The organism is Vibrio tubiashii ATCC 19109 (genome assembly GCF_000772105.1).
Taxonomy (GTDB): Bacteria; Pseudomonadota; Gammaproteobacteria; order Enterobacterales; family Vibrionaceae; genus Vibrio; species Vibrio tubiashii.
This window is the reverse complement of record NZ_CP009355.1, coordinates 547,232-558,403: the sequence shown is the minus strand read 5'-3', so window position 1 is coordinate 558,403 and position 11,172 is coordinate 547,232. Positions and strand designations below refer to the sequence as shown.

Genomic DNA, 11,172 nt, shown 5'->3' with positions numbered 1-11,172 from the left:
CTAGCTCTTCCACTTAGTAATGGTCACAACAGTTCCTTGCTCAGGTGATGACTGAATATCAAAATCATCCATCATTCTCACTACACCAGGAAGTCCAAGCCCGAGCGATTGCCCCGTCGAATAGTTGTCTTTCAACGCACTTGTTAAGTCGCTTATCCCTCCTCCTGAATCTGATGCGATAACTTTCAATCCAATATTTAGCGAAGTTTCAACATGATGGATCGATACCTCACCTTCACCTGCATATTTGACAATATTGGTAGCAAGTTCGGAGACAGACGTCGCTAGCTCACTGACAATTGGCGCACTGTACCCAAGCTGCTGAGCTATGGTGTACACCGCCATGACAACGCTCATAACATCAGACTCTGAGTTAACATGATGTGTTTCTATCACTTTCTCGGGTGCACTAGAATCAATCACCTGCACCTCCTACTAGATGCAAACCATCATCAATACTCTGAACACAAGGCAGTTGCTCAGTTTGATAGCCTATGTTGACCAATGCCATTGCAATCCCCGGCCGTATACCAACAAACAGACATCGCCTACCCATAACTTGTACCGTTTTTACAATGGTAAACAGCTTATCGAAATCGGCTCTGTCTAACGTTTTCACTTCTGATAAGTCAATCAGCACGCCACTGATCGAATGGCTTCCGACTTTCTCTAATAAGTGAAGGCGAAAATCGTCTAAGACCTCATCGCTCAAATCGACTTGAATTGTCGCGACTAGCACGTTCTGTAACTGACTTATGGAAATGGACTTCTTCATGATTATGCTAAGCCTCGCACTAAGAGAGTGCTTTTAGTGCCTGTACATTTAACCCCATCATTTCAAAAGCATTTTCTAATGCATCTCTTAAGGTCGCGTTGGTTTGGACTTCACCGACGTTGATTCCAAGCTGAACCATGGTTTGAGCAATGGAAGGGGAAACGCCCGACACTAAACAATCACAGCCCATCAATTTGGTGGCTTTAGTTATCTTAATAAAGTGATTGGCAACAGCAGTATCGACGACAGCAACGCCAGAAATATCCATGATAAATATTTTGGCGCGGTGTTCAGATATTTTGTTAAGCACTGCTGACATGATGTCTTGCGCGCGTTTAGAATCGATAATGCCCACAATGGGCAACATCAAAATATCTTGCCACACCATGGTCACCGGAGTAGACATAGCCAAAAGCGCTTCGCTCTGTTCAGCGATACGGCGATTAATCAAGCGTGAATAGGTATCAACCACGATCGTAGTATCTAAATGGAGCAGTTTCGTAAATGCTGTAACAAGTGAACTGTACTCGTCACTATATAAACTTCCGTCGTACATCCTTTTAGTGAAAATGACCATGGAGATATTCATACCAGCGAAGTATGTCGGTAAGGATAACCCGACTCTTGCATGAACTTCACCGACCGCTCGACGCTGCTTTATGTATTCATCATCTACCTTTGCTTTAAAAAAGGTGCTCCAGTATTCAATTTGTGCATTTTGCACTCGTTTAAGCTTCTTATCATCAGCAAAAAACTGTTGGTATTCAGGTTGATTTTCCAACCAAGAATAAAAATGCCCGACATACTCATGGAGCTTAGGCAGCATTAAGTCACCAAACTTCCTGATTAAGGCCAAATCTGCTTCACTAAGATCATGTAGCTCAAGCAAGCTTGATGCACTTGTATATGTACCAACTGATACGCTGTGTGACATCTTTGCCTCCTAGTATTAAGGGCCGAGCTCCTCAGTCCTAAACCAAAGTTTTAAAAGTCCGTTATGCAATTAAGCTTAGTTCACATTATCACCCTGACAAATAACAAAATAATCAAAAACAAAATTAATCCTTACTAGTTAGGTCAAGTATTAGTTTGTTTCTTATACTGAATAAAACTCGGACAACAAAAATCGTTTAAGAACTGGAAGTAATAGGGGACATTTATGCGCGTGAACCAACCTGTAACTCAAAAGGAAGTAACGTATCCACCTGAATACAATTTGTTATCGATAACAAAAACCAGCAGTCATATTACCTATGCTAGTCAAGATTTTTGTGAGGTTGCAGGTTACACATTAGAAGAGCTAGTGGGTCAACCGCACAATATTGTTCGACATCCTGACATGCCACCCGCGGCATTTGAGAATATGTGGGGCTTTCTAAAGCAAGGTAACTCTTGGATGGGGTTGGTTAAAAATCGCTGCAAAAATGGTGACCACTATTGGGTCGATGCGTTTGCTTCACCAATTAAAGAGAATGGTAAAACTGTTGAGTACCAATCCGTCCGTTTGGCTCCCAACCGTAAACATGTAAAAAACGCCGAGAAGATATACGCACAACTTAATCAAGGTAAAACGCCTTTACAGCTCCAGCTTCCACGTACACGATTATGGCAACGTATGTCAGGCGTTATGCTGCTGATAGCCCTTCTGGCCAGTTTTATCGCTGCGTATTCTCCGTTGGCAGCAATCTGGTCATTTTTCGTGTTGGGTGCGATCACTGCTTATGCGCAGACAAGGCGTTTAGAAGATCTCTCGGCCCAAGCCCGGAAAGTATTCGACAACCCTTTAATGGAACTGGTGTACAACAAACGTGTTGATGATATTTCAGAGATTCAGCTTGCATTTAAGATGCGTCAATCGGAAATCAACTCTATTGTTGGACGTATTCAAGACTCCAACCAGCAGATATCTAAAGCTGCGAGCTCTTCAGCACAAAACTGTGAGACAACAGCCGAGAACCTCGTTGGCCAAACGTCAGAAACCGAGCAAGTGGCGGCCGCCATTAACGAAATGCACTCTACGGCTAACGAAATCGCCCAAAATGCCCAAAGCGCTTCCGACGTTACAGAGCAAGCAGGAACCGCGGCGAACGAAGGTAGAGCTTCAGTTACGCAAACGATAGATTCCATCACTGAACTGTCCAAACAACTAGGCGTTGCTTCTGAGGTTATTCAACAGCTGGTAGAACATGGTCGAACTATCGGCGAAGTTCTGGTTATCATTCAAGGTGTCGCAGAGCAAACCAACTTATTAGCCCTCAATGCAGCAATTGAAGCGGCACGCGCTGGCGAACAAGGTCGAGGCTTTGCCGTTGTGGCAGATGAGGTTCGTCAATTAGCGCAGCGAAGCCATGAATCAACAGAAGAGATCCAGAACATCATCAAACTCATTCAAGCCAGCACTGAAAAGGCAGTTCAAGCCATGAATGAAGGTAATCAGCTTTCAGATATTTGTGTCGACTGCGCTAATACCTCTGGAGATAAACTGGACGCCCTACTTCATCAAGTCACTGATATTTCAGATCGAAACAATCAAATTGCGACTGCGATTGAAGAGATGGCGAGAGTGACAGATGAAATGAACTCTAGCGTCCAGTCAATCAGCGATGTGTGTGCCGCGACGAATGTGTTGGCAAGTGACACGAAAGATGAATGTGAAGGCCTGGTCGACAACTTAGGTTCGCAAGGTAAGCTCGTTGCCCAGTTCAGAAAGCTATAGCCACCGATAATAGGCTCCAATAAGATCAAAAAAGCCTTCCGAAGAAGGCTTTTATTTTTGGCTATTGCGCCATTCGAATCAATGAACGACCAATTAGCCACTCAAGTTCTTTCGCACTACCCTCACCAAGCTTCTCTTCACATACCTTGTAAAGACGCTCGATACCATTGCTGGCAAACTCGTGTGTGCTTTGAGAAGTTACAATGTGGTGGAATAATAGACGTAGGATCGCACGAAACTCTTCGTTATCTAGCGCAGCAACCCAGCTAGATGAAAATGCGTCCAGTCCATTTTCGAAATCAACGTGCTCGACAAACATTTTAAAAATGCGACCGTCCAGTGCAGCAGTGAAGTCGGTTTTCTTCGGAAAATGGTGACTAATACCTGTTCTTGATACGCCTGTCTGTTGGCTTAGTGTCGTATACGACATCTTGTCGTAACCGAGTCGTAATAGTTGGTCTACTACCGCATCCATTATCTTCTGGATGGTGATCTCAGTATCTTCTTTACTACGCTTTGGCATGTTTAGGCTCTTCTCTCTGTATATCCGTCTTTAATTATTGACGTCCAATGTCACTAACTTCCGTTTTAGTATCGTACGTCATGACTCAACGTAAAAGACCAAACCACAATTAAACCATACGGCTTATCTAATTGTTGTGTGATGCAAGCTAATTTTCCACAAATAACCATTGACGATATTTATGAAATCAAAGGACGTTATCTTTTTGTTTATATAATATTGAGCGACCGATAATCTTACAATTTGTTGGTGCTTACAACTAACTGAATAGCATTCTGACATGAGAATGACATGAATTTTCGTAATTTATTGATCTAAATCACACTTAGGGCAAACCAATTCGCCGTGTTTATAGTTGCGCAAAATTTCAGCAAACAATAGATCATACTGTTATTTTATCGAAAGTTAGCAGAGTCCTTTTTATGGATTCAGATCTAATTACTGGTTAATATAGCCCTATTATTTGTAAGAGGATTGATTTGAGATGAGCACCGAACCAGAACAAGTATGCGAAGCATGTGGCTGTGCAGGCGAAATGGGTTTCATCATTAAAGAAGGTGATGATGTTGCTGAAGTAACTATCTTTGCAGCGGGTCAAACGCTACTACAAGCAGAACTGGATAAGTATGTTGAGTTAGCCAAGCAAGTTTGTGCGGCTGTTGAATTTGAAGTATCTCCAATCACTGAAGAGTCGACTGAGCTAACAGCTCGTTTTAAGTTTGAAGTGAGTGCTGAAAAGCTTATCTTTGAACTGAAAACTCGCTCTTTAGCACGATAATCAACTATTTGATTTTTATCTAAAACGGGCTATTCAGCCCGTTTTTTTGTTTCTAGGGGCCAATATCGTTGCACTATTTAAGCCTAGACTTAATATTAGGTATCACTCTTTCAAACTCGTTCGACTATGCTGCGTATTCTGTTTTCAATCTTGTTAGTCATATTTTCTCTGAATACCCATGCTGTTGCTTTAGATCAGTTTCGCATTCTTAACCACCTAGACAATTATGGTAACTTGGATTTGCGTAATAAACCCTATACCGAACTGCCCAGTGGTTTGGTGATCAAAGGTAACCTAAACATTGCTAAAACCTCGATTAAGCGAATTCCCAAAGGCGTCGATATTCAAGGTAGCCTGACCGCGACCAACTGCAGCCTAAGTAAGATAGATAAAGGGGTAACCATTAAAGGTTATGCCAACCTGCTTGGCTCCAAAATCACAAGATGGCCTTCTGGCGTCAAAGTCGGCGGCTATATTAATCTAACAGACACTCCCCTCACCTCTTTACCGCCAAGATTACGTGTAAAAGGGGATCTCAGCGTGATACGCACCCCGCTTGAAACACTCCCTGAGGGAATGACCGTTGATGGCAATCTTTATATCGGCGGGTCAAAGATTACCGAGTTTCCCGACACCATGACGGTCAAAGGCAATATCTTTCTGGGTGGTAACCGTATTTCGAAATGGCCGACAAACTTAACCCTAGGCGGCGCAGTAGCCCCATAGTAGTAGATACACCTTACCGGGTATTGTTTAAACTATAGAAGTAAAGCGAAATGAAATGATACAACTGTTATCGCACACATATCGCACAGCCAGTCGTTATCATGTATAATCTAACGCTAAAGTAAGCCGCCACATTTCTGACTTATAATTGACTCAATCCACTAGATTGCACACGCTCTAGTCATTACACTGTGGCAGAATAAAAAACAAGCAATGTCTAAGGCGCTCCACGTGTTCGCCTTTTTCCCGTCTTCATATTCATAGACGTATAATAGTGTACCTAATATGGAACAAGATAAATTCACCAATATTTATCGATTGCCAACGGCTATACAGATCCGAATAGGCAAATGGCAGCAGACGTTCAACGGCACTTCTGATCTTGTCATGCACCAAGCAATCGAAGTTAGGAACAAGCAGTACCGAAAACCTAACTTTTTTCCGTCGGGTTGGAGTGTCCAACTTTTCGATAATAACGATATCTCGATTACCAACCATGGTAAGTACATTCAAACTGCAATGCGAACCATGATGGATCGTAAGGTATCATACAAGCGTATTTACTTATCGCGTTTACCACTAGAAGAAGCAGAACCAGGCTTGATTGCGTTTAAACAAGAGTGGATTTCAAAGCATAATCGTGTGGCACGTAAGTATAATCAGATCAAGAAGAAACAGTTCATCCGCTTCGCTCTTGAAGAAGCAGAGACACTCTACCCTTCGATTGAGAAAGGTGAGTTTGATCTTCAGTTATGGAACAAGTTGGTGGTTTCTGAATTAGGAAACCCTAAAAAGTTCGACAACCCATATTTTGTCAAAAAAGCCAAAGTCTAAGCTAATCAGGGCAGCTAACGCTGTCCTTTTCAGTATTTGTCCAAAATAGCTTGATAACGGCTATGCCCTGAAGCATCTTTCTCCTTAAGCAGATCTAAGCCTTTCTGAAGCTTGTTGACGATCGTCTTGTCAGTATTGCGATTAACGGCAAAGTACAAGTCCCCTTCCTTAACGACATATACAACTTCAAATATGCTAGGGTCTACCCCCGCTTGACGCGACCACCAATAAGCAGCACGGTCTGCATAGACAAGCAAATCGATACGCTTTTTCATTAACTGTTCAGCCAAGACGGTGACGTAAGAGGCCTCTTGCATAGAGTTTCTCGGAATACCAAGTTCTAGTAAGCTTTGCTCACCGATATCATCTCGAATCACTCCAATACGGTATTTCGCCATATCTAGTGCATCGTTAATCTTGATGTTTGAGTCTTTCCTGGCAAGAACAACGACTTTAATATCGACGATTGGCCCAACCCACTGAAATAGCTTTTCACGATGCTCAGAACGAGTCGTTGAAAATAGAATCGAGTTCGCATGGGTAAGTACTGTACGGTAAGATCTCGCCCATGGCTGCAATGTCATCTGAGATTGGGTAACAGGCTCACCAACTAAGGCGCTCGCCTCCATCAGAATCTCGACAGAGTAGCCAGTAATCTTATCATCTTTGAGGAAATTGGCAGGCGGGTAAGCCTCGGTATAAAACGAGACTTCTCGCAGATCGTTGTCCTTGCTCAGCACGCTTGGAGACAACAACCAAACAGCAAGCGCCATAAGCAAGTAGTAAACAGAGATGTTGTGAATCACAATGTTCTCCCCCTAAATGCCATCTAATACTAAAGTTAGTCTAGAGATGACCAGTTCTAAAGGGGGAGATTCAATTAAATTAGACCGTTTCGACTTAAGCCGCGCTTAACACTTGAGCACATTTTGCCAAATCGACGAATCTCATCGAAATGCGGAGTGATACCTCTATCTATCGCCGACTCCCAATAGCTCAGCTCAGAGTCGACCATTTCTAACAACTTCTTTGGACAACCGACGCAATTACCCTTGGTGCCACAGACAAACGTTTCTGGCGCATAAAGAGGTAAGGTGTTTTTTACCTGCTCAATAATGCCTTTCATTGCGGCTACTCGATCTGGTTTTCTACTTTCTTTCACACAAAAAGCTCAAACATCAATAAGGAGCAGGATTATAGATCTTTAGCCAAATTTGCCAATACCTACAAAGTGTGTGGATTAGTGATTTTATCTTTTCTGCGCTTAAACAATCTAAACTCCGGCGCTTTGGCAACCAAATACACCGCGAGAGCAGCAAAGGCAAAACCAAGCACACCAAGGCCATCAAAAGACTCACCAAACATCAACCAAGCTTGAACAGCAGTTGTTGGCGGCACTAGGTAAAAGACGGAAGCCACACTGGATGCCGCCCCATGCTCAACCATATAAAGCAGTAGCAGAATCGCAACACATGACAGCACCACCACTAGCCAAATCATGGTAAGAATAAACGGTAAACTCCAATCGACCTGCATGGATTCAAAATTCGCCGCATAGGGGATAAACAACAGGCTCGCCGCAAAATACTGAACCGCCGCACTGCCCACCATATCGACGCCTTGGCAGAACTTTTTCTGATACAGAGTACCAACAGTGATACCAACCAAAGAGATCAAACAAAGGATGATCGCTGCTGTCTTATGCGTTTCAGATTGCCAATCTACTTTACCCATCAAGACTAGACTTATCCCGATAAAGCCAAGCGCTAATCCCATCCATTGAGAGGCTTTAAATGACTGTCCTACGAAAGAAACTAATATCACCGCTGTCAATATCGGCTGTAGGCCAACCAGCAATGAACTCAACCCTGCTGGCATGCCTAGGTCAATGGCAAGGTAGGTGCCACCAAGATAGAAACCATGAATAAGTACCCCAACCACTGCGCAATGCAGCAAAGCTTTACCTGTTGGCAATCGGCGGCGTAAGAACACAATCAAAACCGCGAACAAGGTGACATTCAACACCATGCGTAAAGAAAGCAATGTCGCAGGCTCGGCATACTGAAGCCCAAACCTTGCACCAACAAAACCTGAAGCCCAAAGAACTACAAACACAAATGGGATGAGCCGCACTAACATGAACTTTCCTCTGGATCTAATCGTTAATATAGGTTTACTTTAATAGGTACAGAAAAAGCTTAAAGATACAGATTTGGATTATTTATTGGGTACAGATTAATGAATGCGAGTAATAAGTATCTGATGGTTGAGCAATACATCAGACAGAAGATTGATACTGGCTTGTTGACTGATGAAGATAAGCTACCTTCGATTCGCTCACTGAGCAATACGTTAACCGTGAGCAAAAACACCGTCATTCGAGCTTATCAAGAGCTCGAAGCACAAGGCATGATTTACACGGTACCTAAATCGGGTTATCGCGTGTCTGCTCGCACCTCCCAAGCGCCAATAGCACATGCACCCAATAACGTTGATTTGCTTTCGGTTTGTAAAGAGATCCTGACTTACTCACACCAACAAGAGCTCTTAGCAACAGGTTCTGCTCACCCAAATATAGATACGCCTGCGATCAAAAGTCTATATGCAGAAATAGGTCGCCACAGTCGACGCCAAAGCCATACCCCAAGCCACTATCAACTGCCTCCGGGCAACGAGGTGTTACTCAAACACCTCACCAAAATTAGCCAAGATCTCGGTGTGAATGCAGGCAAAAATGAAATAGCCATTACTCATGGTGCCCAACAGGCGATCAGTTTAGCCCTTCGCGCGTTAACCAACAGTGGAGACATCATTGCGGTTGAGTCACCTTGTTACTTTGGTAACTTACTTTTGATGGAGTCCTTAGGGCTCAAAGTGGTCGAGATTCCAAGCTGTCCCCGTACTGGTATCGATACTCAATCACTGCAAGATGCGCTAGATAACTGGGATGTGAAAGCACTGCTCGTCACTCCCAACTTTACCAATCCGACTGGGGCGAGAATGCCTTTAGACAACCGTTTGAAATTGCTTGAAGTAACAGGGTCTATCCCCATCATTGAGGATGATGTTTTTGGTGCACTTGCATTTGATAAAGGGATCCCGCCACTGAAGACTCTTGATACGCAAGATCGGGTCATCTACGTGAATTCGCTTTCTAAGATGCTTGATTCTCGCTTGCGTATAGGCTGGATACTGGCAGGACAATACCAAGCACAAATTGAAAAGTTCCTCGTCTGTGACAACATGGGTAGCCTGAATCTAATGCAATCTGCTGTGGCTGATTTCCTCGGTTCTGGCAAGTATCGCCAGCACGTGCAACGCATGCAGCGCTTGTATCAAAATAACACTAAGCTGTTTTACCAACAGCTAAGCAGTAGCCTCAATCAGTACCCGAGTTTAAACGGTAAGTTTAAATTACTCTTGCCGCAAGGTTCGTTTTTGCTCTGGCTCGCGTTACCCAATGGTTTCGATAGTAGTGCTTTGTATCAGCAAACAAAATCGCTAGGAATCAGCATTTTACCCGGCACCATTTTTGATACCTCTGGACAATACTCACATTGCATACGCTTTAGCTGCTCCAACTTTTTATCGAACCCAGATTGGAAACTTGGGGTTGAAAAGCTCGCCACTCTTATCCATCATCAGTTAACTCCCTAATTATACGGATAGAATTATGAGTACACTTCCCAACGCAACAGACGTTCTCGATTTTTGGTTTAACGAATTAGAGCCAAAAGACTGGTTTGTCAGCAGCTCAGAGTTAGATAAGACAATCACATCTCGTTTTGGTGATTTACTTAAAAGTGCCGCCCAAAGTGAACTGTTCACGTGGAGAGACTCTAGCCAAGGACGACTTGCTGAAATCATTGTGTTAGACCAGTTTTCTCGAAATATCTATCGCAACACACCTAAAGCATTTGCCCAAGATCCTTTGGCACTCGCCCTCGCACAAGAGGCGATTTCACTTGGGCTGGACCAGGAGTTAGAAACCAAGCAAAGAAGCTTTCTCTATATGCCATTTATGCACAGCGAGTCAGCGATCATCCATCAGCAAGCGGTTGATCTGTTTAACGTGGCGGGAATGGAAAACAATTACGAGTTTGAACTGAAGCATAAGGTGATTATTGACAGATTTGGACGTTATCCACATCGCAATGACATTCTTGGGCGCTCTAGCAGTCCTGAAGAGGTGGAGTTCCTTACACAACCTGGCTCTAGCTTCTAATAGCGAGGGCCTCTGCGGGCCCCCTACTCTTGCCTTTGTATTACAGGTTTAATAACTGCGGCTAACAAACTCTATTTCATCAACTTCATGAAGCAAATTGGTGTAAGAAGCCAATGTATACATCACGTTAGCGAGTAAGTTAGCGTAGCGGAATAGAATTGGCGCTGGAGACTTTTTACCTGAATGTTCAACCGCAACCAAGGCGCGGACTATTTTCTTCGCCTGAGTTCGGCATAGATGCAGCTCTGCAGAAATAGGATGACCGCCGGGAAGGACAAAGCCTCGAAACCCGCCATCTAACTTATCTCGCAACAGGTTATAGTCTTGATAGAGTTCTTGGAGTTGCTGCTCATCAATCGCTAATTTACCTCGAACGGAGCCATTCAAGTGATAAACATTCGGCTGCGCGCGGCTTAAAATATCACGGCACAGTGCGTCTAATTCCATGGTCAGCACGAGACCGATTCGACTACACAGTTCATCGGCAGCAATTTCAAAATCACACACTGGGCTATCTTCATAGATAAACGGGTAGCAGATCTCTCCATGCTCTTTACTTACAGGGCGCATAATAAATCCTTGGCAAAAATAAAGG

General features: G+C 43.6%; 14 protein-coding genes. 6 read left to right on the top strand and 8 right to left on the bottom strand.

Features of this window, described 5'->3' with window-relative positions:
- Genes IX91_RS17645 through IX91_RS17635 form a run of 3 tightly spaced genes read right to left on the bottom strand, consistent with a single transcriptional unit; the run spans position 1 to position 1,709 of the window.
- The gene (locus IX91_RS17645) at positions 1-423 is read right to left on the bottom strand and encodes an anti-sigma regulatory factor (protein ID WP_004748562.1); all 423 of its coding nucleotides are present in this window, start codon (positions 421-423) and stop codon (positions 1-3) included.
- Positions 416-775, bottom strand: a complete 360-nt coding sequence (locus tag IX91_RS17640) for an STAS domain-containing protein (protein WP_004748561.1) — start codon at positions 773-775, stop codon at positions 416-418. The genes IX91_RS17645 and IX91_RS17640 overlap by 8 nt, the downstream gene beginning before the upstream one ends.
- Positions 776-794: 19 nt before the next feature.
- Complete coding sequence (locus IX91_RS17635; protein ID WP_004748559.1) at positions 795-1,709, bottom strand: protoglobin domain-containing protein; 915 nt, start codon at positions 1,707-1,709, stop codon at positions 795-797.
- Between the two features lie 225 nt (positions 1,710-1,934).
- Here IX91_RS17635 and IX91_RS17630 point away from each other — a divergent pair, with 225 nt between their 5' ends.
- Positions 1,935-3,491: a methyl-accepting chemotaxis protein gene (locus IX91_RS17630; RefSeq protein ID WP_004748558.1), complete on the top strand. Its 1,557-nt coding sequence runs from the start codon at positions 1,935-1,937 to the stop codon at positions 3,489-3,491.
- 61 nt (positions 3,492-3,552) lie between these two features.
- Here IX91_RS17630 and IX91_RS17625 read toward each other — a convergent pair whose 3' ends face one another.
- The gene (locus IX91_RS17625; RefSeq protein WP_004748557.1) at positions 3,553-4,014 is read right to left on the bottom strand and encodes a TetR/AcrR family transcriptional regulator; all 462 of its coding nucleotides are present in this window, start codon (positions 4,012-4,014) and stop codon (positions 3,553-3,555) included.
- Between the two features lie 484 nt (positions 4,015-4,498).
- On the opposite strand from IX91_RS17625, the gene IX91_RS17620 reads away from it, so the two are divergent.
- The 3 genes from IX91_RS17620 (at position 4,499) to IX91_RS17610 (ending at position 6,352) form a co-directional block, all read left to right on the top strand.
- Positions 4,499-4,792, top strand: coding sequence for a YfcZ/YiiS family protein (locus IX91_RS17620; protein WP_004748556.1), 294 nt, complete (start codon positions 4,499-4,501; stop codon positions 4,790-4,792).
- Positions 4,793-4,918: 126 nt separating this feature from the next.
- The gene (locus tag IX91_RS17615; protein ID WP_004748555.1) at positions 4,919-5,518 is read left to right on the top strand and encodes a hypothetical protein; all 600 of its coding nucleotides are present in this window, start codon (positions 4,919-4,921) and stop codon (positions 5,516-5,518) included.
- A gap of 285 nt (positions 5,519-5,803) precedes the next feature.
- On the top strand, positions 5,804-6,352 hold the full coding sequence (locus IX91_RS17610; RefSeq protein ID WP_004748554.1) for an MSHA operon transcriptional regulator: 549 nt from the start codon (positions 5,804-5,806) through the stop codon (positions 6,350-6,352).
- A 29-nt stretch (positions 6,353-6,381) separates the two neighbouring features.
- On the opposite strand, the gene IX91_RS17605 is transcribed toward IX91_RS17610, so the two are convergent.
- From IX91_RS17605 to IX91_RS17595, 3 genes are all read right to left on the bottom strand, one after another.
- The gene (locus IX91_RS17605; protein WP_050809774.1) at positions 6,382-7,125 is read right to left on the bottom strand and encodes a substrate-binding periplasmic protein; all 744 of its coding nucleotides are present in this window, start codon (positions 7,123-7,125) and stop codon (positions 6,382-6,384) included.
- A gap of 107 nt (positions 7,126-7,232) precedes the next feature.
- On the bottom strand, positions 7,233-7,478 hold the full coding sequence (locus tag IX91_RS17600) for a hypothetical protein (protein ID WP_004748552.1): 246 nt from the start codon (positions 7,476-7,478) through the stop codon (positions 7,233-7,235).
- 98 nt (positions 7,479-7,576) lie between these two features.
- Complete coding sequence (locus IX91_RS17595) at positions 7,577-8,491, bottom strand: DMT family transporter (RefSeq protein WP_004749053.1); 915 nt, start codon at positions 8,489-8,491, stop codon at positions 7,577-7,579.
- A 99-nt stretch (positions 8,492-8,590) separates the two neighbouring features.
- On the opposite strand from IX91_RS17595, the gene IX91_RS17590 reads away from it, so the two are divergent.
- A complete protein-coding gene (locus tag IX91_RS17590) occupies positions 8,591-10,009 on the top strand; it encodes an aminotransferase-like domain-containing protein (protein ID WP_004745632.1) in 1,419 nt (472 codons plus the stop codon).
- Positions 10,010-10,025: 16 nt separating this feature from the next.
- The gene (locus IX91_RS17585; protein WP_004745631.1) at positions 10,026-10,577 is read left to right on the top strand and encodes a DUF924 family protein; all 552 of its coding nucleotides are present in this window, start codon (positions 10,026-10,028) and stop codon (positions 10,575-10,577) included.
- 48 nt (positions 10,578-10,625) lie between these two features.
- Here the strand turns inward: IX91_RS17585 and IX91_RS17580 are convergent, their stop codons facing one another.
- On the bottom strand, positions 10,626-11,147 hold the full coding sequence (locus tag IX91_RS17580) for a hypothetical protein (RefSeq protein ID WP_004745630.1): 522 nt from the start codon (positions 11,145-11,147) through the stop codon (positions 10,626-10,628).
- Positions 11,148-11,172: the final 25 nt, after the last annotated feature.